Annotated in this window: 21 protein-coding genes; 17 read left to right on the top strand and 4 right to left on the bottom strand. The window is 54.5% G+C overall.

Annotated elements, in window-relative coordinates; translation table 11 throughout:
• Positions 1–139: 139 nt before the first annotated feature.
• The 11 genes from AB1F12_RS11945 to ribD all read left to right on the top strand — a co-directional run bounded on the left by AB1F12_RS11945 (position 140) and on the right by ribD (position 12,038).
• Positions 140–1,393 carry a sarcosine oxidase subunit beta family protein gene (locus AB1F12_RS11945; protein ID WP_368184598.1) on the top strand — a complete coding sequence of 418 codons (1,254 nt, stop codon included), beginning with the start codon at positions 140–142 and terminating at the stop codon, positions 1,391–1,393.
• A 30-nt stretch (positions 1,394–1,423) separates the two neighbouring features.
• Positions 1,424–1,684 (top strand): sarcosine oxidase subunit delta, encoded by a 261-nt coding sequence (locus AB1F12_RS11940; RefSeq protein ID WP_368184597.1) that lies wholly within the window; start codon positions 1,424–1,426, stop codon positions 1,682–1,684.
• Positions 1,681–4,611, top strand: a complete 2,931-nt coding sequence (locus tag AB1F12_RS11935) for a sarcosine oxidase subunit alpha family protein (RefSeq protein WP_368184596.1) — start codon at positions 1,681–1,683, stop codon at positions 4,609–4,611. The genes AB1F12_RS11940 and AB1F12_RS11935 overlap by 4 nt, the downstream gene beginning before the upstream one ends.
• Complete coding sequence (locus tag AB1F12_RS11930) at positions 4,604–5,143, top strand: sarcosine oxidase subunit gamma (protein WP_368184595.1); 540 nt, start codon at positions 4,604–4,606, stop codon at positions 5,141–5,143. Before AB1F12_RS11935 ends, AB1F12_RS11930 begins: the two co-directional genes overlap by 8 nt.
• 36 nt (positions 5,144–5,179) lie before the next feature.
• On the top strand, positions 5,180–7,102 hold the full coding sequence (gene dnaG, locus AB1F12_RS11925) for a DNA primase (protein ID WP_368184594.1): 1,923 nt from the start codon (positions 5,180–5,182) through the stop codon (positions 7,100–7,102).
• Between the two features lie 152 nt (positions 7,103–7,254).
• Complete coding sequence (rpoD, locus tag AB1F12_RS11920; protein WP_368184593.1) at positions 7,255–9,237, top strand: RNA polymerase sigma factor RpoD; 1,983 nt, start codon at positions 7,255–7,257, stop codon at positions 9,235–9,237.
• Between the two features lie 10 nt (positions 9,238–9,247).
• The gene (locus tag AB1F12_RS11915) at positions 9,248–9,541 is read left to right on the top strand and encodes a DUF1294 domain-containing protein (protein WP_368184592.1); all 294 of its coding nucleotides are present in this window, start codon (positions 9,248–9,250) and stop codon (positions 9,539–9,541) included.
• A 93-nt stretch (positions 9,542–9,634) separates the two neighbouring features.
• On the top strand, positions 9,635–9,892 hold the full coding sequence (locus tag AB1F12_RS11910; protein WP_368184591.1) for a hypothetical protein: 258 nt from the start codon (positions 9,635–9,637) through the stop codon (positions 9,890–9,892).
• A 19-nt stretch (positions 9,893–9,911) separates the two neighbouring features.
• Positions 9,912–10,331: a secondary thiamine-phosphate synthase enzyme YjbQ gene (locus AB1F12_RS11905; RefSeq protein WP_368184590.1), complete on the top strand. Its 420-nt coding sequence runs from the start codon at positions 9,912–9,914 to the stop codon at positions 10,329–10,331.
• Between the two features lie 139 nt (positions 10,332–10,470).
• The gene (gene nrdR, locus AB1F12_RS11900; protein WP_368184589.1) at positions 10,471–10,938 is read left to right on the top strand and encodes a transcriptional regulator NrdR; all 468 of its coding nucleotides are present in this window, start codon (positions 10,471–10,473) and stop codon (positions 10,936–10,938) included.
• Between the two features lie 23 nt (positions 10,939–10,961).
• On the top strand, positions 10,962–12,038 hold the full coding sequence (gene ribD, locus AB1F12_RS11895; protein WP_368184588.1) for a bifunctional diaminohydroxyphosphoribosylaminopyrimidine deaminase/5-amino-6-(5-phosphoribosylamino)uracil reductase RibD: 1,077 nt from the start codon (positions 10,962–10,964) through the stop codon (positions 12,036–12,038).
• On the opposite strand, the gene AB1F12_RS11890 is transcribed toward ribD, so the two are convergent.
• From AB1F12_RS11890 to AB1F12_RS11880, 3 genes are all read right to left on the bottom strand, one after another.
• Complete coding sequence (locus AB1F12_RS11890) at positions 12,035–14,056, bottom strand: capsular polysaccharide biosynthesis protein (RefSeq protein ID WP_368184587.1); 2,022 nt, start codon at positions 14,054–14,056, stop codon at positions 12,035–12,037. The genes ribD and AB1F12_RS11890 overlap by 4 nt on opposite strands.
• Positions 14,057–14,084: 28 nt before the next feature.
• Complete coding sequence (locus AB1F12_RS11885) at positions 14,085–15,218, bottom strand: polysaccharide biosynthesis/export family protein (RefSeq protein WP_368184586.1); 1,134 nt, start codon at positions 15,216–15,218, stop codon at positions 14,085–14,087.
• Positions 15,219–15,381: 163 nt separating this feature from the next.
• Positions 15,382–16,662 carry a capsule biosynthesis protein gene (locus tag AB1F12_RS11880; RefSeq protein ID WP_368184585.1) on the bottom strand — a complete coding sequence of 427 codons (1,281 nt, stop codon included), beginning with the start codon at positions 16,660–16,662 and terminating at the stop codon, positions 15,382–15,384.
• A 165-nt stretch (positions 16,663–16,827) separates the two neighbouring features.
• Between AB1F12_RS11880 and AB1F12_RS11875 the strand changes: the two genes are divergently transcribed.
• From AB1F12_RS11875 to nusB, 5 genes are all read left to right on the top strand, one after another.
• A complete protein-coding gene (locus AB1F12_RS11875; protein WP_368184584.1) occupies positions 16,828–17,433 on the top strand; it encodes a riboflavin synthase in 606 nt (201 codons plus the stop codon).
• Positions 17,434–17,524: 91 nt separating this feature from the next.
• A complete protein-coding gene (locus AB1F12_RS11870; protein WP_368184583.1) occupies positions 17,525–18,106 on the top strand; it encodes a hypothetical protein in 582 nt (193 codons plus the stop codon).
• A gap of 115 nt (positions 18,107–18,221) precedes the next feature.
• Complete coding sequence (gene ribB / locus AB1F12_RS11865) at positions 18,222–19,352, top strand: 3,4-dihydroxy-2-butanone-4-phosphate synthase (protein WP_368184582.1); 1,131 nt, start codon at positions 18,222–18,224, stop codon at positions 19,350–19,352.
• Positions 19,352–19,891 (top strand): 6,7-dimethyl-8-ribityllumazine synthase, encoded by a 540-nt coding sequence (locus tag AB1F12_RS11860; RefSeq protein WP_368184580.1) that lies wholly within the window; start codon positions 19,352–19,354, stop codon positions 19,889–19,891. The genes ribB and AB1F12_RS11860 overlap by 1 nt, the downstream gene beginning before the upstream one ends.
• Positions 19,888–20,355 (top strand): transcription antitermination factor NusB, encoded by a 468-nt coding sequence (gene nusB, locus AB1F12_RS11855; RefSeq protein ID WP_368184578.1) that lies wholly within the window; start codon positions 19,888–19,890, stop codon positions 20,353–20,355. The genes AB1F12_RS11860 and nusB overlap by 4 nt, the downstream gene beginning before the upstream one ends.
• On the opposite strand, the gene AB1F12_RS11850 is transcribed toward nusB, so the two are convergent.
• Positions 20,352–21,065 (bottom strand): endonuclease/exonuclease/phosphatase family protein, encoded by a 714-nt coding sequence (locus tag AB1F12_RS11850; protein WP_368184577.1) that lies wholly within the window; start codon positions 21,063–21,065, stop codon positions 20,352–20,354. The genes nusB and AB1F12_RS11850 overlap by 4 nt on opposite strands.
• A 78-nt stretch (positions 21,066–21,143) precedes the next feature.
• On the opposite strand from AB1F12_RS11850, the gene AB1F12_RS11845 reads away from it, so the two are divergent.
• A complete protein-coding gene (locus AB1F12_RS11845) occupies positions 21,144–21,779 on the top strand; it encodes a hypothetical protein (protein WP_368184575.1) in 636 nt (211 codons plus the stop codon).
• Positions 21,780–21,807 lie beyond the last annotated feature (28 nt).

Genomic DNA, 21,807 nt, shown 5'->3' with positions numbered 1-21,807 from the left:
GCCTTATCCCACACCAAATTAATTGCTGATAATGGTCGCGAACAGACCAACCCGGGTCGCAAAAGTCTTTTAAATGGGCTGACCAATGCGAATAGGATCAAACAAACACACCTATTCACACTTAACGACTGGCAGGTTTATGCGGTTTTCGGGCCTTAAATTACTGAAAGAGGGCTTAACAGGAAACAAAGGGTGGCGGCCGTTATGGCGCGATCCGACCCCCAAATCTGAATACGATATCATCGTGATCGGCGGCGGCGGCCATGGTTTGGCAACCGCCTATTATCTGGCCAAAGAACACAATCTGAGCAATATCGCCGTCTTAGAAAAAGGATATCTGGGCGGGGGAAATGTTGGGCGCAACACAACAATTGTGCGGGCCAATTATGGGCTTCCGGGTAATTCAGAGTTTTATTCGCATTCCCTGAAACTGTGGGAAGGGATGGAGCAAGAGCTGAATTTCAATATGATGATGTCTCAGCGTGGCGTGTTGAATATCTTTCATTCTGATGGGCAGCGGGATGCCTTTGTGCGTCGTGGAAATGCGATGGTAAATCAAGGGGATGATGCGATTTTACTGGATCGCGAAGCCGTCAGAAAACGCGTGCCGGGGTTGGATTTTGACAATGCGCGTTTTCCGATCATGGGCGGGCTATTGCATCCTCGGGGTGGCACGGCACGCCATGACGCGGTTGCCTGGGGTTATGCGCGCGGGGCAGATAGGCGGGGCGTTGATTTGATCCAAAACTGCGAAGTCACTGGCATCGATGTCGAAAATGGCACTGTGCGCGGTGTTCAAACCAGCCACGGTCAGATCAAAGCCAAAAAAGTGGCCATTGTCGTGGCAGGCAGGTCCAGTCAGGTTGCCGCAATGGCTGGCATGCGGCTCCCAATTGAAAGTCACATCTTACAAGCCTTTGTCACAGAAGGGTTAAAACCGATCTTGGATCAAGTTGTGACCTTTGCCGAAGGGCATCTGTATATTAGTCAATCAGACAAAGGTGGATTGGTGTTTGGGTCCTTTTTGGATTTTTACGCCTCTTATGCGGCGCGGGGGAATTTGCCCATGGCCGAACATACGATGGAATCCTGCATGTCGGTTTTGCCCGGCATCGCCAAGGCACGAGTTTTGCGGTCTTGGGGGGGGATCATGGATATGTCGCCGGACGGATCGCCGATAATCGACAAAACCGAGATTGGCGGGCTCTATCTGAATTGCGGTTGGTGTTACGGCGGTTTCAAAGCCGTGCCGGGATCTGGGTTCAGCTTTGCGCATTTAATCGCCAAAGATGAGCATCACGCACCAGCGGCCAAATTCCGACTGGACCGGTTTCGAACAGGGCAAAATTTGATGGATGAGGAGGCAACAGGTGCACAACACAATTTGCATTGACGATCGCCTACTTGCAGTCGGGGGCCACACATGAGGCTAACCTGTCCTTATTGTGGCGAACGTGACCTCCGGGAATTCACCTATCAAGGTGCGGAATTGGCCTTGGATCGACCCGCTGCGGATGCAGGGCCGGATATGTGGGATGACTATTTGCACAATCGGGATAACCCCGCAGGATCACACAAGGATTTGTGGTATCACGGCCCTTGCGGCACCTGGATTGTTGTGCATCGTAACACCGTCACACATGCAATTAATGCCACGCAAACGGCGACGGATGCCCGATCATGAGAATTCCGGGAAAAGGCATCTATTCGGATCAATCGGACATTCGATTTCAATTTGACGGACGGCAGTTGACAGGCCGGACCGGGGACACGCTGGCATCGGCATTGATGGCGAATGACGTGCATTTGTTGGGGCGATCGTTCAAATATCATCGCCCACGCGGCGTGTTGACGGCGGGCAGCGAAGAGCCAAACGCTTTGATGACAATTGGCCGCGGCGCACAGGCCGACCCAAACACGCGCGCCACAACTCAGGAATTATACGAAGGATTGGAGGCCACAAGCCAAAACCGTTGGCCGTCATTGGGGTTTGATCTGATGTCGATCACCAATTTGGCGGCCTCTTTTTTGGGCGCTGGATTTTATTATAAAACCTTTATGTGGCCCAAATCATTCTGGGAAAAACTCTATGAACCAGTGATCCGTCGGGCGGCAGGATTGGGCGCATTAAGCGGCTTGGCCAACACGGACAGGTACGAAAAAGCCTATGCATTTTGCGATGTTCTGGTCATCGGCGCTGGGCCATCGGGGTTGATGGCGGCATGGTCCGCTGCGCGTTCGGGGGCCGATGTCATTTTGGCTGACGAAGATTTTCAAATGGGCGGGCGGCTTTTGTCTGAGACCCAAGAGGTCGATGGAAAACCATCTGCGATCTGGGCGCAGGACATGATTATCCAATTGTCACATATGGATAATGTGCGGCTGATGCCCCGGACGACCATCACCGGGGTTTACGATCAGGGGACGTTTGGCGCGCTGGAAAAGGTTGGCCATCATCATCCGCGCCAAGCTGATAAATCGCTAGAGTGTTTTTGGCGGATCGCAGCAAAACGCACTGTTTTGGCCGCGGGCGCATTGGAACGGCCCATTGCGTTTGCAAATAATGACCGACCGGGGATTATGACCGCTGGGGCAATGCGGTCGTATTTAAATCGCTGGGGGGTGGTTCCGGGGCAAAGGATCGCGGTTTTTGGCAACAATGATGATGCGCATCAAACGGCGCATGATTTATCGGATGCCGGAATAGACGTGGTTGCATTGATTGATCCACGGCCTGACATTGCGGCGTCCGACGCATTTCCAGTACTGGCAGGTGGCCAGATTTCATCGGCGCAGGGGCGACACAAAATCAATGGTATCCGGGTCTGTCAGGGGGCAAAGGTCACTGATTTGCAGGTGGATGGACTGGCCGTTTCGGGGGGGTGGAACCCTTCGGTACATTTGACCTGTCATCTGAACAATCGACCTGTTTGGAACCCGGATTTGGCGGCGTTTGTTCCTAGGCCAGACACTGTTCCGGGTCTGATCACCTGCGGGGCGGCAAACGGAATAATGTCCACCGCCGCATGTTTAAAGGACGGGGTGAGTGCCGCAGAGGCAATCTGTAACGACCTGAACTTTAAGGTGAAAAACGTCACAATACCTGATGCCCAGGATGATCCCTATCGTATTTCCCCTTTGTGGGAAACCGTCGGTAAGGGGCGGAAATGGCTGGATTTTCAAAACGACGTCACCACCAAAGATGTCCGACAGGCAGCACAGGAAAACATGCGGTCTGTTGAACATATGAAGCGCTACACAACCCAAGGTATGGCCACCGATCAGGGCAAAAATTCAAATGTTGTGGCCTTGGCAATTTTGGCGGATGCAACCGGGCGCGGCATTCCTGAAACTGGAACCACCACATTTCGCCCGCCCTATACGCCCGTCTCAATTGGTGCGATGGGGGCAGGGGCCCAAGGTCAGGGTTTTGCGCCGCATCGGTTGCTGACTTCACACGCAATGTCGAAAAAGCTCGGCGCGCCACAAATCGAGGCCGGGTTGTGGCACCGGGCCAGCTATTATCCAATTCACGGTGAAACCCACTGGCGTCAAAGCTGCGATAGAGAAGTGAAAATGGTTCGCGAACATGTCGGGATTTGCGATGTCTCGACGCTGGGCAAAATTGACGTCCAAGGTCCTGACGCTGCTGCGTTTTTAGACTTTGCCTATGCCAATACGTTTTCAACGCTAAAGCCGGGTCGGGTGCGCTATGGGATTATGCTGCGCGAAGATGGCCATGTCATGGATGACGGAACCACGGCGTGTTTGGCGCCCGATCACTATGTAATGACCACCACCACTGCCGCTGCGGGGCAGGTGATGATGCATCTGGATTTCTTGCGTCAGTCCCATTGCAAACACATGGATGTTCACACGATTTCGGTGACCGAACAATGGGCGCAATTTGCCGTCGCGGGTCCTAAATCACGGGATTTGCTGAATAAAATATTGGATACGCCTTTGGGGCGTGACCAGTTTCCGTTCATGAGTTGTGGGGATGTGTCGATCGCGGGCACATCTGCGCGGCTGTTCCGTATCTCTTTTTCGGGGGAACATGCCTACGAAATCGCGGTTCCTACCCAATATGGGGCGGCGTTGTTTTCAACATTGCTGCACCATACCCAATCGCTTGGCGGTGGGCCCTATGGGATGGAAGCGTTAAATGTGTTGCGGATTGAAAAAGGGTTTTTGACCCATGCAGAAATTCACGGACGCATCACGATGGATGACATCGGCATGGATCGCATGGTGTCACGCAAAAAGGATTGTGTTGGCTTTTCTGCCTCTCGTCGGCCGGGTCTGCTGGGGGCATCTCGTGAACAAATGGTCGGCATTCGCACGATTGCATCGGATCAAATGCTGCATGCCGGGGCGCATTTGTTTGAATCCGACGTTCGGGCGCGCCGCGAAAATGATCTCGGATATCTGACATCGGTTGGATATTCGCCAACGTTATCCAGTTATTTGGGATTGGGATTTTTACGCAATGGGCGCGCGCGCATTGGCGACCATTTGCGCATGGTTGATCATTTGCATGGTGCTGATGTGACCGTTGAAATATGTGATCCCGTTTTCTTTGACCTAAGCGGAGATCGCCTACATGATTGAACTTAAACCAATTTCTGCGCTTTCCGATTGGAGTGCAAAAACAATTGGACAGGTCTCTTTGTCCGAAGTGGTCCCAAAACGCATCACATCACTTGCGCCCTTTCGGGGACAAGATACGGTGATTTCTGAATGGCTGATGGAAAAGATCGGTGTGCCGTTTCCCACCCCTAATACCGCGCCAAATCACGGGCGAGTACGCGCGATGTGGCTGGGGCCGGGGCAGGCGCTGATTTTTGAGGCGAAATTGCCCCCGACGCCGCTTGCCGCGATGACAGATCAGACCGGGGCATGGGCCGTCATCCGATTGCAGGGGGCACAGGTTGAACAGGTCCTCGCGCGGCTAATTCCCGTTGATCTGCGCCAATCGGCGATGCCGATAAACACCACAGCCCGCACATTGATTGGCCATATGACCGGGTCTGTTACGCGCGTCGATGTGGATACATTTGATGTCATGGTGATGCGGTCGATGGCCACAACGCTGTGCAAAGAGCTGGAACATGCGGCAACAGGAATTGCTGGGCGCGGGTAACTGGACTTTCTGGTTGGTTCGCAGATAATACACCCCATGAGCCTGCCCCCCGGATTCCTTGACGAACTACGAACACACCTTAGCCTGTCACAGGTTGTGGGTCGTAAAGTCATGTGGGACAACAAAAAATCCCAACCGGGCAAGGGTGATATGTGGTCGCCTTGTCCCTTTCATCAGGAAAAAACCGCGTCATTTCATGTGGATGACAAAAAGGGATTTTACTATTGTTTTGGCTGTCATGCCAAAGGGGACGCCATTTCATTTGTGCGCGAAACCGAAAATGTAAGCTTTATGGAAGCGGTGGAAATTCTGGCCGGAGAGGCCGGATTGACCATGCCCGCCAAAGATCCTCGCGCGCAGGAAAAGGCAGATCGCCGGACGCTTTTGTCGGATGTCATGGAACAGGCCGTGCAATGGTTCCGGCTGCAATTGAAAACCGGTGCCGCGCGGGATGCGCGGGATTATCTGGCGGGGCGCGGATTGGACGAACAGGCGCGGAACCGCTGGGAAATTGGTTTTGCACCGGACAATTGGCAGGGTCTTTGGGATCATTTGCGCGGTAAAAATATCGATGAAAATCTGATCCTTGGCGCTGGATTGGCCAAACCATCGACCAAAGGCGGCAAACCCTATGATACGTTTCGTGGGCGGATCATGTTCCCGATCCGGGATGCGCGCGGACGCGCCATTGCCTTTGGTGGGCGGGCCATGGACCCCAATGACAACGCCAAATATCTGAATTCGCCCGAAACAGAATTGTTCGACAAAGGCCGCAGTCTTTATAATCACGCCCCCGCCCGCGAAGCTGCCGGCAAAGGCCAGCCATTGATCGTCGCCGAAGGCTATATGGACGTGATCGCGCTGTCGGAATTTGGGTTTCACAGCACCGTCGCCCCGTTGGGTACGGCCATCACCGAAAACCAGCTTCGGCTGATGTGGCGGATGTCTGATGAACCGATCATTGCGCTGGATGGTGACACGGCCGGTCTGCGCGCGGCGATGCGGTTGATCGACAATGCGCTGCCCTTGCTTGAGGCTGGAAAATCCTTGCGATTTGCCATGATGCCCCAAGGCCAAGACCCCGATGATGTGTTGCGCAAAAACGGGGCCGCTGCGGTGCAGACGCTGATCGATCAGGCCCAGCCCATGGTTCGATTATTGTGGTCGCGCGAAACCAGCGGCAAGGTGCTGGATAGCCCTGAACGCAAAGCTGCGTTGGATAAGGTGCTGAGAGAAAAGATAAAAACCATTCAGGACCCATCGATCCGAAGCCATTATGGCGAAGAGATAAAACGCCTGAGATGGGAATTGTTCAATCCCCGCCGATCTGCGCCAAATAAATTTGGTAAAAAATGGCAACCCAAAGCGGCGGCAACCGCTGGGGCCAGGTCGTCTATTTTGGCGCAGGGTGGCGATCAGGACGTGCTGCGCGAAGCGGTGATTTTGGCGACCTTGATCGCCAATCCAGATTGCTTGGCTGAGTTTGAGGCGCAGCTCGAAACTATGGATACATCCACACCGGATCACCGCGATTTGCGGGATGCGTTGCTGGATAATGCGCATCGTGACGACATTCGCGAAGCTCTGTTTGATCAATTGGGTCCAATCCCTCTTGAAAATCTGTTTGGACAGCCCCATGTTTCGATCGTCCCGGCCGTGCGCAGACCCGGAAACCAAGAGGTCGCGCAAATGTGCCTAGGCGAAGAATTCGCTAAATTAACCGCCCGTCGTGGCCATGAACGAGAGATCGAAGAAGCGATCGAAGAAATGCGTTCTGGCCCTGCTGGTGAATATGTGACTGCCCGTCTGGCCCAGTCCAGCGCGGCGCTGAATAATTCTGGGCATGCCGATGACGACGACAAAGCAGAGTTCGAAACCGGGGCCAATGGCGCCAAGATGAACAAAGAGGAACGCACTGCCTTGGATGACCTAATCCGCAGCCTAAAGATGAAGCGATAACAAGATCGTAATAGGTTAACGGCAACATTCGCCGGAAATCCCGCCCATTCCGCTTGCGAATCAGTCAAAGCAACGATTGATTCGTCCAAAGCGAATCACTTGCGAATCACGACCCGGCGTTCACACAACGCCCCACAGTTTAGGAGCCCTGAATGGCCGCCAAAGATAATGACGACCGCAAGGATCAGGATCAGGACGCTGATGTAGGTTTCGACCTGTCTCAGGCCGCGGTCAAAAAGATGATCGCAGAAGCACGTGAAAAAGGCTTCATTACCTATGATCAGTTGAATCAGGTTCTGCCGCCTGATCAAGTGAGTTCGGATCAGATCGAAGACGTCATGTCGATGTTGTCGGAAATGGGCATCCAAGTCACCGAAGAAGACGAAGACGCAGAAGAGGGCGATGCAAAATCGACCGACATCGTTGCGTCTGGTGGCACGCGCGAAGTTACGCTCGGCGGTGCCGAAGCTGAAAAACTGGATCGCACCGATGATCCGGTTCGGATGTATCTGCGTGAAATGGGGTCCGTCGAACTGCTGAGCCGTGAGGGCGAAATTGCCATCGCCAAGCGGATCGAAGCCGGTCGCAACACCATGATTTTGGGCCTGTGTGAAAGCCCGCTGACATTCCAAGCGATCACCATCTGGCGTGACGAATTGCTGTCTGAGGACATTTTGCTGCGCGATGTGATCGATCTGGAGGCCACGTTTGGCAATCAGATGGATGATGACGAGCAAGAGCCGGTCGTGGACACGGCCGCCGCCGCGACCACACCTGGCGAAAAGAAGGACGAAGGTCCAGAGCTTGACGCGGATGGCAACCCAATTGCCGCGGATGATGATGACGATGAGGACGAACAGGCCAACATGTCGCTGGCCGCGATGGAAGCAGCGCTAAAGCCGCAAGTTCTTGAAACGCTTGACCTTATTGCCAACGATTTTGCCAAATTGTCTGAAATGCAAGATGCCCGTATTTCGGCGCATCTGAACGAAGACAGCTCGTTTTCTTCGAAAGAAGAAGACACGTACCAAAAATTGCGGTCCGAGATCGTAGAATTGGTTAATTCGCTTCACCTGCATAACAACCGGATCGAAGCCCTGATCGACCAGCTTTATGGGATCAACCGGCGGATCATGTCGATTGACAGTTCTATGGTGAAATTGGCGGATCAGGCACGGATCAATCGCCGCGAATTCATTGATTCCTATCGCGGTCGCGAGCTTGACCCAACCTGGCTCGAAGAGATGGCGCAGAAAACCGGCCGTGCATGGCAGGGGTTCATCGAACGGTCCTCTGCCAAGGTTGAGGAACTGCGCGCTGATATGGCCCAAGTTGGTCAATATGTGGGTGTGGATATCGGCGAATTCCGTCGCATCGTTCAGCAGGTCCAAAAAGGTGAAAAAGAAGCGCGACAGGCCAAAAAAGAAATGGTCGAAGCCAACCTGCGTTTGGTGATTTCAATCGCGAAAAAATACACGAACCGTGGCCTGCAATTCCTTGATCTTATTCAAGAAGGTAACATTGGCCTGATGAAGGCCGTGGACAAGTTTGAATATCGTCGCGGTTACAAATTCTCGACCTACGCCACATGGTGGATCCGTCAGGCGATCACCCGGTCCATCGCGGATCAGGCGCGGACCATCCGTATTCCGGTGCATATGATCGAAACGATTAACAAACTTGTGCGCACCGGCCGCCAGATGCTGCATGAAATTGGCCGCGAACCAACACCCGAGGAATTGGCAGAAAAGCTGCAGATGCCTTTGGAAAAAGTCCGCAAGGTCATGAAAATCGCCAAAGAGCCAATCTCGCTTGAGACGCCAATTGGGGATGAAGAAGACAGCCAACTTGGTGATTTCATTGAGGATAAAAATGCCGTGCTGCCATTGGACAGCGCCATTCAAGAAAACCTCAAAGAAACCACAACGCGGGTTCTGGCCTCTCTTACGCCGCGCGAGGAACGTGTTCTGCGGATGCGGTTTGGGATCGGCATGAACACCGACCACACCCTAGAAGAGGTGGGGCAACAGTTTAGCGTGACGCGGGAACGTATCCGTCAAATTGAAGCCAAAGCACTGCGGAAACTAAAACATCCAAGCCGGTCGCGGAAGTTGCGTAGTTTCTTGGATCAATAAGACAACCTTTGTGCCGTCCTATACCTATTTGATAGCAGCGCTCCTTTGGGGGGCGCTGTTTTCGTTTTACGCGGTTTTTCTAATGTTTGTGGACAAACGCAGAGCTGTGAAACAGCAATGGCGCATTCCCGAAGCCACAATGCTGTTTGTGTTTTTCATCGGCGGGGCAATTGGTGGACGGTATGCACAGCGTAAGTTCCGTCACAAAACCCGAAAGCAACCGTTTGCGATATTGCTAAAAATCGCCGTTTTTTTGAATTTGGTATGCGTCCTAGGGGTCGTGTATTTGGTTCTGTCGGTTTGATGTGCGCTCACGGCGTTTCACACCTGCGCGAACGCAGATTGTAGCAGCAATTTTTTCACCCCATATGCCAAGTGTCTCCTAGAGGAGGGTGAAATGTTCAAACAAACTATGATCTTAGTGTCGACGCTTTTGTTGAGCGCAGCACAAGCAAGCGCCTATGCTATCGCCGAGGACGTTAACGTGCCATTTGCAACGTTAACCATTTCGGCTGTGGTTGATACTTCCGAGGCAGGTTCGCTGCCCGATGGCATTTCCAGTTGCTTTACTGGGTTGGCGCATCTGGTGGTGCTACCAGTGCCACCTTCGCATGCCCCAGATGCCGCTATGGCCATGGCTTGCGTCGCTAGATAAATCGCTGCAGAGTGTTGGAATGCAAACAGAATTTGTCATTTCAACACGCGGCGTCGGCCTGTATGAATTTACCACCGAGTTGCGTAACTGGGTTACGCAGCAACAGATTCACACTGGTTTGTTGACGCTGTTTGTGTGTCACACATCCTGTTCCCTGTTGATCCAGGAAAATGCAGACCCTGATGTTCAGACCGATTTGCGCCATTTTTTCCACCGGCTGGTCCCGCCCACGACCGATCCGTCTATGTCCTATCTGACCCACACTTATGAGGGGCCAGATGACATGCCAGCCCATATCAAGGCCGCGATGATGCCGGTCAGCTTGTCAATTCCTGTGGTGAATGGCGCAATGGCGCTTGGAACTTGGCAAGGAGTTTACATTTTCGAACATAGAGCTGCGCCGCATGCGCGACGGGTTGTTGCACATTTATCCCCATGATCGGCCGATCAAAGCTGTGTGAATGCCTAGACCCTGTAGGTGAAAATCACCTCTACCCAAAGTGTAGAGGACATCCTATAGTACCTGTGGATAAGTGGGATTAACCCACAGCAGGTGGAATTTAGGAAAGGGGACGCCGATGCGCTGCCCGTTTTGTGGAAATATCGATACCCAAGTTAAGGATTCTCGGCCCGCTGAGGATCATGTTGCCATTCGGCGCCGGCGGTTTTGCCCGGCTTGCGGGGGGCGTTTTACAACATATGAACGTGTTCAATTGCGCGATCTGGTGGTTATTAAAACCAATGGTCGCCGCGAAGAATTTGATCGCGACAAGCTGGAACGATCCATTCGGATTGCGCTGCAGAAACGACCGGTGGAACCTGAACGGATGGACCAGATGATTTCTGGCATCGTTCGCCGATTGGAAAGCATGGGCGAAACCGACATTCCGTCAGGCACCATTGGTGAAATTGTGATGGAAAGCCTCGCGCGTATCGACACGGTTGCATATGTGCGATTTGCCAGTGTTTACAAGAACTTCCAAGCCGCTGACGATTTCGATAAATTCGTAAGCGAACTTCGCCCCGATACAGCGCCGGACGAGTGAGCGCAGATATCGATCGAAGACACATGACCCACGCGCTGGCACTTGGTCGGCGCGGCATGGGGCATGTGTGGCCCAACCCAGCGGTTGGATGTGTGATTGTTCAATCGGGGCGGGTTGTCGGGCGTGGATGGACCGCCAAAGGCGGGCGTCCGCATGCTGAAACGCAGGCCTTGGCGCAGGCAGGGCCAATGGCGCATGGCGCAACGGCATATGTCACGCTGGAACCTTGTGCGCATCACGGGAAAACACCGCCTTGTGCAGAAGCGCTTGTTTCTGCGGGGATTTCTCGTGTTGTTGTTGCGTCGGATGATCCGGATGAACGGGTGGCCGGCCGGGGGATCGCCATCCTAGAGGCCGCCGGGATAGATGTGTGCCGAGGTGTAATGCAGGATCAGTCGGATCTGGATCACGCTGGATTTCTGCTGCGAGTGACGCAAAACAGGCCTTTTGTGACCTTAAAACTGGCCTGCAGTCTGGATGGACGGATCGCAACGGCCAGCGGTGAAAGCAAATGGATCACGGGGGCATTGGCCCGCCGACATGTTCACGCGATGCGCGCAACGCATGACGCGGTGATGGTTGGGGCCGGGACGGTGCGTGCGGATGATCCATCCCTGACGGTGCGCGACATGGGCGTGGCGGATCAGCCGGTTCGGGTCATTGTATCGCGGAAACTGGACCTACCCCGCCAGAGCAAATTGGCCAAAACAGCGCAGGACAGTCCGGTTTGGGTTCTGCATGGGGGCGAAGACAAATCAGGCCGTGCTGAAGACTGGATCAAAGCGGGTGCAACCTGTTTTGAAACACCCGTTTCGAATGGGCGTGTTTCCATGATCGGGGCCCTCAATACATTGGCAAATCAAGGGATTACGCGCGTTTATTGTGAGGGTGGTGGCACCTTGGCTGCGTCGTTATTGCAAGCCGATTTGGTGGACCAATTGGTGGTTTATAACGCCGGTATTATGATCGGGGCCGAAGGCATGCCCGCATTGGCCGCGATGGGGATCGACGCCTTGGCCCAAGCGCCGCGACTGGAATTGTCAGGCGTAACTCGCTTGGGCAATGATATTGAACATATCTGGCGTCGCGCCAATCGCTAGCGCCACAAATGTGCGTAACTGGCAAACAGGCCCTGTAGCTTTGACAAGGATCGGTTTAACCGTCCGGTTTTTGGCAATGTGCCATCGATCAACCGATCCACCACCACTTCGACGGGGCAGGGCCGCTGCGTGATCGGGTCATAATATCGAGGATAGGCAATCAGTACCGCATGCACCAACCCAGCCAAGGTTGGACGCGCACTGCGCCGTGGTAGAGAGGGGGCCTGATCATCGGTCAACCCCCAGCCTGCGTAAAACGGGGTGCCAAAACATGTGACCCGCTTGCCACGCAGTAATGCCTCAAACCCCATCAGGGATGTCATCGTCCATACCTCATCAACGCGATGAAGCGCAGCCATGGCATCGGTTTTGGTCAATATCGCATCGGCAAGTTGATCGGCGTCGTCTATGGCGCCTTTGCGCAGGCCTGCTTCGACATCGGGGTGGGGTTTGAACAGGATGATCGCGGCGGGATTGGCCTGACGTGTGGCCTGTAACAACGCGCGGTTGGTGTATATCTGTGTGGTGCCCAGTTGGATGGATGCATCATCCTCAACTTGGCCGGGCACAAGGATACAGCGCCCCGCAGGCAGCCCTGACGGTAAATCTGCGCCGTCCAGATTGTATTTGCTGAGGCCCGATTTTGTCAGTGTTTTGATCAGGGTTTCCGCGCGATCCAAAGCGTCCTGAGACAGGCCATCCGATTGATTTATCAGCCTTTCAAGACGACTTTCGCGGGTGGGGTCGTAGTAAATCCCCAGATCGTCACATACCAACGACAAAGGGGGCACCAGCTGAGCCCCCAAACCTTTGGAGCGTAAAAATCCATCTTCGACACGTACTGCACCAGATTGAGCAAGCTCAGGCGTTTCTTTGTTTGACCAAACCATCAATCGCCGTGATTGGTCTTGGGCTTTGCCGATGGCGCGGTTGGGGGGATCGACAAATCGCATCTTTTGATATTGCCCAAACACAGCCTGCATTGGCTTGCGTTTCCACATGCGCATTCCCGTGGCCACCCAGCCTTGGTGGTCTTCGCGCCAGGCCCGTGTTTCGGCTTCGAGCGTCGAAATCGCTTGTTCCAAACTGCACAAACGGTCGCAATAAGGATCGTACCACCGTGGATACAGGATCATTGCCGCTGCAAATAACTGGGCGCGACTTAGATTGCGTTGTCGGCGATCCAGAGGCATCCGATCATCTGTTAACCCCCAGCCCATGTAAAACGGCTGGCCAAAAACAACGGGTTTGTGGCCGGCGATTATGGCTTCGAACCCCATTTGCGACGACACCGTGTAAACCGCAATGGCCCCATCAAACAGCGCGTATGGAGACACTGCATCGGATGATAGTGACACGCGGCCTGACGCATCTTCGGGGCGATAATGCCCGGGCCGATGGCCGTTTTCTGATTCTGGATGGGTTTTGATAACAATGCGCGCGCCGGGATGTTCCTCTTGGGCGTAGTACAGCATTTCGTAGAAACTATCGCGGTTGGCCCGGCTGGCCTTAAGCGAAGCATCCCCACGCGTTTGATCGATCACCAACACATAGCCGGGGGCAGGGACGGGGGCCGCTGGGTCAAAGGCGTTGTATTTTGACAAATGTGCAGATTTTAACCGCTCCATCGCGGCGCGGGCGCGGTTGAGCAGGGCCGTGTCATCTAATGGGTCATGGGCGAGGATGTCTTCTAGGTCGCTGGGTTGGGCTGGATCGAAATGCACGCCTTTGCGATCCAAATGCAGCCCAATTGGCGGTTCGCCGGACCGGCCGGGATAAACCGACCGCAAAAAAGCGTCCTCAACACGCAAGATTTTACTACCGGTATGGGCGGCAACGGCTTCGCCACGGGGGGCGGTTGGGCTTTGCCCCCAAACACCGATGAGATCATCATCGCCGGGTTTTCCGAGCCGAATATCATAGCCCGACAGTTCCAATATCCGACGCATACGGCGTTGGGTCAGAAAGCCACCGTTATAAACGAAAAGCCGCTGCGCAGGAGGCTGCGCAGCGGGCATGTTGGCGTCTGGGCCCAACATAAAAGTCTTAGTTTCCGATCGCGGTATTGACGGCGCCAACCGCAGACAAAGATCCGGTCGCGGCGGCAATGACCTTGTTGAACTGGCTAAATGGCGCCTCTGTGACAAACACAGTGTCCTGATCGCGGATCGCAAAATCACGGGCCATAAACATGCCGTTTGGTTGGGTCAGGTCCAACACATAAATCATGCGTTGCGTGCCTGTCAGATCGTCACGGCCCAGCAATTGTTCTGCGATTTCTTCGGGTTCGTTGCGGAACACAAAAACACCCGTTGGATCCGCAAGTGAGGCGTTCAAGCCGCCAACCTGAGCCAAGGCTTCGATCGCGGAAATTGCCTGTGAATCAAATGGGATACGGTTCTGTGCACCGGTCGCGCCGAGGGCGGTAAAGGTGCGTGTGTCCTCTTCTACGATGATGCGGTCCCCACCGCGCAGGGCGATGTCGTGACCGGGATGATCATAGAGATCTTCGAACCAGATGGAGCCGGAATGATTGCCACGAACCACGGTCACCTGAGCAATTTCAGGGCGGATCGCAACGCCACCCGCTGCGGCCAGCATCGCGGCCAAGGTGCGTGTTGGGCGTTGGATCGGATAAACACCCTGACCGTTGACGGCCCCAACGATGGATACGGTTGCCCCATCCCCGGCCAAACGACGGACCTGAACCTGTGGGCCGGGTGTCTGTTCGTTCAGTTTCTCGGTGATGATCCGGCGGATTGCGTCAGGTGTGTTGCCCGCCGCACGGATACGGCCAGCATATGGGACAAAGATGAACCCAGACCCATCAACCTGCACTTCTTCTAGAACGGTGGCTTTTTGGCCCTCGGGGACCAGCAGACCGTCATCAACGTTTTCCCAAATGGTCAGGCCCAGCGTATCGCCGGGATTGATCACATCAGAGCCAAGCGTGTCGGCATTCTGGAAACCGGATGAAAACCCAAGCGCAGGGCTGACGCCCGCGATGGCATTCACGCGATCGGTGACCGTAAAGATAAAGGCGTCGCCCCCTTCGAGGACGGAACCAGCAAAAATTTCGGATTTGTTTGGCCCTGATCGCGGTAATCCGCAGGATGATATCAGACCCAATGCGGCGACAAGCGCCGCGCCCCGTGCAAGGCGCAAGCTGTAACGTTTCACTGCTCGGTCTCCTCGACCTATTATTATTTGCCTCAAGTTTTGCGTCTAACCTACGGGAATCTGTAGGCTAAAGCTAGCCATAGCTGAGTGGCGGGGCGTCACAGATCCAAATCTGTTGCCTTCTGGCACGGTTTGTATCGCTGGGAACTAAACCTAGTGTGGATTACTTTACGACCCGCAATTGCTGGCGTGGGGCGGCGCGGCCGTGACGCAGCGCATCATAGGGATCATCCGTCGCCAGCATCATATCCACGACCTGTCGCATCAATTGTCGGCGGCCACGGGCGGAATAAAAACCGCCCGGCATTTGGCTGGTTTCCAACAAATATCGACGGTAGTCTTTGTAAGCGCGGGAATCCGGACGTGCAGGGATGGCAAAGAAATCGCCCAGCGATTGTTCACTGACAAATTCAGGTTTCGCATAAACCGCTTTGCCAAACACCTTTAGCGGGATGCCGCGCCACAAAACCTGTTGGGCGGCGGTTGAATTCACCGTGACGGCGGTGCGCGTGTGGTTCAAAAGACGCGCCATTTTACCACCACGCACATAATGCACGCGGTTTTCAACGCCATTGCGCCGTGCGAGATCGCAAATGATTTTACGCAAAGGCGAGCGGCCATTTTCCAGCGGATGCGCCTTAAACACCAGATGGTGGTGACGCGGTGCGCCATCGGCGAACCCTTCGACCACCAATTCCAGAAATTCCTGCATGCGGTTGAACGGCGAATGTTTTTGAAACGAACTGTCATGTTCCAGCTGCAGCAGCACCAAATGATAGGGAAAACCGCCATATTTGATCCGCGCAGTCGCCAGCATGCGCCCCAAAGCGATAAACGGCATCAACAACAGGCGTCGAGTGTATAGTGCCGCTTCTTTGAACACGGGCAGTTCGCGGTGACGCTGGAAATTCCGGTAATCGCCGTTTCGAAACAGCACAAACCAATGATAAAGCGCGCCATAAAACATGTGGTGACGCATGTCGCCCCAATGGGCTGGGGGTTCGGGCACATCCAGATCCGACAGATCCAACGCCCGTTTCATATCATCGACATTCATGTCCATCAGGCGGGAATTGCCGTTTGAACCATCCCGTTCATAGGTCACCCAATAGGGACGCAGATAGCCTTCTTCGAAGACATGGACCGTTAGGCCCAGTTCCTTGGCCGCCAAAACCGCCTGAGCATGGATGGGGCGGGTATCGCCGTATAAAACGATGTCGGTGATGTTTTTGGACGCTACAATATCGCGAAACGTGGCGGCCCAGTCATCCTGTGTGCCGCGATAGGGGATATAGGTGGATGGTGTGAACCAAAACGCCCGATCCCCGGCATTAAACCCAACCCGCCAGACATCTGCACCAGCCGCACGTAACATATTGCCCAAACGATGAAAGAAGGGGCCATGCGGTCCTTGGAGGAACAAAAAGGTTCGACTACGTTTCACAATCACTGCTCTTGTTTGACACCGTATTGTTTCGAACGGCTTAACAATGCTCTCTGGCAGAAATATGGCATGGGCGCAAATCCGACGAAAGCGTATGTGTGGTTTCGGGTTAGACTTGCCCCGATGTCATGGGCGCGCTAGCAGGGTTGAAACAGGAGGAATGTGATGTTCACGGGTATTATCACGGATATTGGCACAATTCTGGAAGTCGAAGAGCGCGGCGATTTGCGCGCCCGGATTGGCACGTCTTATGACATCAATGGGATCGATATCGGGGCATCTATTGCCTGTGATGGGGTCTGTTTGACCGTGGTGGCGCTGGGATCAGAGCCGCAGAACTGGTTCGACGTTGATATTTCTGCCGAAAGTGTGAACGCCACCAATATTGGCCGCAACCGCTGGGCGGTCGGGCGCAAGTTGAACCTGGAACGCGCGTTAAAGGTCGGGGACGAATTGGGCGGGCATATCGTGTCGGGCCATGTGGACGGGGTGGCCGAATTGGTCAAATTGACCGACGAAGGCGACAGCACCCGCATGACATTCCGCGCCCCCACCGATCTGGCAAAGTTTATCGCCCCCAAAGGATCGGTAACATTGAACGGCACATCCCTGACGGTGAACGAAGTGAACGGCTGTGAATTTGGCGTCAACGTGATCCCGCATACCAAAGAGGTGACAACGTGGGGCGGCGTGGCCGAGGGCGATCCGATCAACATCGAGATCGACACAATGGCGCGATATGTGGCGCGTTTGCAGGATTGGGCGACCTAAACGCCCAATTATTAGGCAATGTGGCGGGAATTATGGGGCGCTTAGCTGACAACGCTTGCGTCCCACCCCGTGCGGCACGTTCATTCTATGAATGAAACAGACCTCAGACCCTTTTGGAATCGGCCATAACAATGGCCCCGCTCTGGATGCAGGCGTCAGCTGGCGCAAACACAGCTGGACCAAAGCGCGGGCGGATTTGCTGCCCAAACTGCCCATCGAAATTCTGCGCAACCGGGTCAAACGCGCGCGTGAGCTTGGGTTGCCCTACAAAACCTATGCCTCTGTGCGGGCCAGCACAGGGCGGGATGTGATCGGGTTCTTGTTTTCGACAAATGCATTGCGGTTGATCCGACAGGGCGACCGTTTGCCCACATTACATGCGGATAAATTGGCGGGCTTGGTTGATACGGATCGCGTGGCTCTGGTGCAGCATCCTCATTCCACCAAAGATGTCAGGACGTTGGCCAATCTGGACGCCGCCCATTCAGCACCGCGGGCCCATGCCGGTTGGGCGCAGTCACGTGACATGATCGTGGCCGCGCTGCGCGATCGGGGCGCCATTGGGGATGCGTATCTGATGATTGGCGACACGCATTTTGAACGGGAATGGGCCGTTGCGGGCAAAATGGCGGGCTTCTTTACGTCTGATCGTTACTTTGAATTGACCAAATAACATAAGGGTATTCGCGCGAAATCCTGCATCGCCCCCCTTTCCAACAGCGTCGCAAACGTCTATCTGCCAAGAGCCTCGTTGGTCGGGGTGCGATTGGGGCCTCTAGGGGATAGTCATGAACCAACAATACGAAACACCCGGTCCTGTCGAACAGGATTATTCAGATGCGATTTCTGCGATTGAGGATATCATCGAAGATGCGCGCAATGGTCGTATGTTTGTGCTGGTGGATCATGAATCCCGCGAAAACGAAGGCGATCTGGTGATCCCCGCCCAAATGGCGACGCCTGATGCGATCAATTTTATGGCCAAACATGGTCGTGGCCTGATTTGCTTGACGCTACCAAGTGCGCGGATTGATGCGCTGGGCCTGCCTTTGATGTCGACGATGAATTCATCGCGTCACGAAACCGCATTCACCGTATCCATCGAAGCACGCGAAGGCGTGTCCACCGGCATTTCCGCCCATGACCGCGCCCGCACCGTAGCCGTGGCCATTGATGCATCCAAAGATGCCGCTGACATTGCCACGCCCGGCCACGTTTTCCCGCTGCGTGCGCGTGATGGCGGCGTGTTGGTGCGCGCAGGTCATACCGAAGCGGCCACCGATATTTCCCGTCTTGCTGGCCTGAACCCATCCGGCGTGATCTGTGAAATCATGAAAGAAGACGGGTCCATGGCGCGTTTGCCGGACCTGATCAGCTTTGCGCAATTGCATGGGCTGAAAATTGGGACGATTTCTGATCTGATCGCCTATCGTCGTCGGCATGATAATCTGGTGAAAATTCAGTCGACTGAAACCATTCAATCCGAATTTGGTGGCGAATGGAACATGCGGATTTATGCGGATGAAACCCATGGCGACGAACATATCGTCCTGACCAAAGGCGACATTTCCGGCGATGAACCGGTTCTGGTGCGCATGCATTCAATGGACCCGATGCTGGACGTTGTGGGCACTGGCCCACGTGGGCGGGCTGCTGAATTTGGCCATGCGATGCAGGCTGTTGCCGATGCGGGGCGTGGCGTGGTCGTTTTGCTGCGTGACACCGCCATGAAGCTGGATGTCAGCGACGAAGTGTCCCCTAAAACGCTGCGCCAATATGGTCTGGGCGCGCAGATCCTGAGTTCGCTGAACCTGCACCAGATCACGTTGTTGACCAATTCGCCCAAACCCAAAATTGTGGGTCTGGATGCCTATGGGTTGGAAATTGTTGGCACTCAGAAAATTTCGGAGCTTGGATAATGGCTGGCGCATCACATTACATCATTCCCCGCCCAGAATTCGACAAACCGGTCAAAGTGCTGATCGTTGTGTCCCCCTATTACAAAGACATCGCCGACAATATGATCACCGGCGCCAAGGCCGAAATCGAAGCGGCGGGCGGTACCTATGAAGTGGTCGAAGTGCCCGGCGCGTTGGAAATCCCCACCGCCATTGGCATTGCCGAACGTATGTCCAACTTTGATGGCTATGTGGCGCTGGGCTGTGTCATCCGGGGCGAAACCACCCATTATGACACGGTGTGCAACGACAGTTCCCGCGCGATCCAGCTGCTGGGCTTGCAGGGGCTGTGCATCGGCAATGGCATCCTGACGGTTGAAAACCAGACCCAAGCAGAGGTGCGCGCGGACCCTGCTGATCAAAACAAAGGTGGCGGCGCGGCCGCTGCGGCCTTGCACCTGATCGCACTCTCTCGTAAATGGGGCGCTTCGCAAAAACGGGTGGGCTTTAACGCTGACATCCTGCTTGCTGGCAACACAGATGGCAAAACCACCGCATGACCCTATCTAACAACGACAAACGCAAAATGCGCAGCGCCGCCCGGCTTTATTCCGTTCAGGCGCTTTTTCAGATGGAGGCCTCGGGCCAGACCGTCGAACATATTCTGGTAGAATTTGAAAACCACCGTTTCGGCGCCATCTATGAAGGCGACGAAATGATCGAAGGCGATAGCAAACATTTCCGCAAAACCGTGGATGATGCTGTGAATTATCAGGCTGAAATTGACCAAATGACCGACCGTGCTTTGGTTGCGAAATGGCCGATTGCCCGGATTGATCCCACTTTGCGCGCCTTGTTTCGCGCGGCTGGTGCCGAACTGACCCATTCAACCACGCCACCCAAAGTGGTGATCGTTGAGTTTATGGATGTCTGCACGGCCTTTTTCCCCGATGGCAAAGAATCTAAGTTCGTCAATGCGGTGCTGGATCACATGGCCCGCGAAGCCCGCCCAGAAGCGTTTTAATCCGCTAAGGTGGCAGTCACTGCCAACTGCGCCCAAATGGGCAAATGATCTGATGCAATGCGGGCCAACCCGTGTTGCACCACACCCCCCTCTAAAACCTGCCAATCGTTTGAATAGGCGATTTTATCCAGCGCGGCGATGGGCCGGGATGCATGATAGGATCGCCCCGGTGACAGGATATCAAAATCCTGATCCAGAATTTCGAACCCTTTGTGATCTGACCATTCGTTAAAGTCCCCCGCAATCAACGTGGGGCAGGGTGGCAGGGTCGCCAATGCATCTAAAATATGGCGCAATTGTTGATGCCGATAGCGCCGCATCAGGCCCAGATGTGTTGCGACCAGCCTGAAATCCTGCCCATGCAGGTGCAAATCCAATATCGCCGCCCCCCGCGGCTCTAATCCCGGCAGGTCGAGCAATTGCACGTCTTGCATCGTGACAGCGTCTGCCATCAATACCGCGTTGCCATGCCAGCCCAGAGACACATCGTTGGCCGCCACAGACAAGGCGCGCAGCCCGGTTTGGGCTGTGATCCGCCCCATCGGAATGGCCGATGGACGCGCACCAAGCCGACGATCTGCTTCTTGCAAAATAACGATATCGGCGCTCAGGTCTTTGATCACCTCTAACACCCGCATCGGTCGTCTGCGCCGATCGGTGCCGATACATTTTCGAATGTTGTAACTGGCTATTTTCAAAGAAAAAGTCATGCTTTGATTCTAGCAAACCCTTGGGCCTGTGTCATTGTGACGATTGCGCCAGGGGGGCGTAAAACCTATGTTTCGGGCATGTTACGTTCACATCAACCCGTTCTGGTCTGGCTGATTTGGGCCGTGCTTGTCGCTGCGATATTGTTAAGCGTGACCCAGCAACGCTGGAGCGTCGCCTTTGTGTCTTTGGTCACGTTGGGCCTGTCAATTGCACCTTTGATATTGGTGCGGCGTTTGCATGTGCATCTGCCTGCCAGCTTCTTTGCTGCGATTGTTGTGTTCTTGTTCGCGTCGCTTTTTCTGGGCGAAGTCTTTGATTTTTATGAACGGTATCCGTGGTGGGACGTGCTGCTGCATGGTGGATCTGCGATGGGGTTCGGTCTGGCGGGGTTTCTGTTTGCCCTGCTCATTTTCGAAGGCGAAGACTACGCAGCCCCACCGATTGCCATGGGGTTTATCGGGTTTTGCATCGCCGTCAGCATCGGGGCCGTTTGGGAAATCTTTGAATTTTTGATGGATTTGGCGTTTGGCTTGAACATGCAGAAATCGGGCCTGATGGATACAATGTGGGACCTGATTGTCGACGTGATTGGGGCCAGTATCGGCGGCGGGTCGGGCTATTTATATCTAAAAGGCTGGCGATTTGGGACGGTTCTGGACGAAGCCGTGCGTGTAAACCGCCGTTTGATGCGTAAGGTGCGGCGAAAAGACTAGGCTTATCGAAAGATTAACCCTTTTGCTG

Source organism: Aestuariibius sp. HNIBRBA575, from assembly GCF_040932005.1.
Classification (GTDB): domain Bacteria; phylum Pseudomonadota; class Alphaproteobacteria; order Rhodobacterales; family Rhodobacteraceae; genus CANLNM01.
The sequence above is the reverse complement of the archived record's forward strand: the minus strand, read 5'-3'. Positions and strand labels throughout refer to the sequence as shown.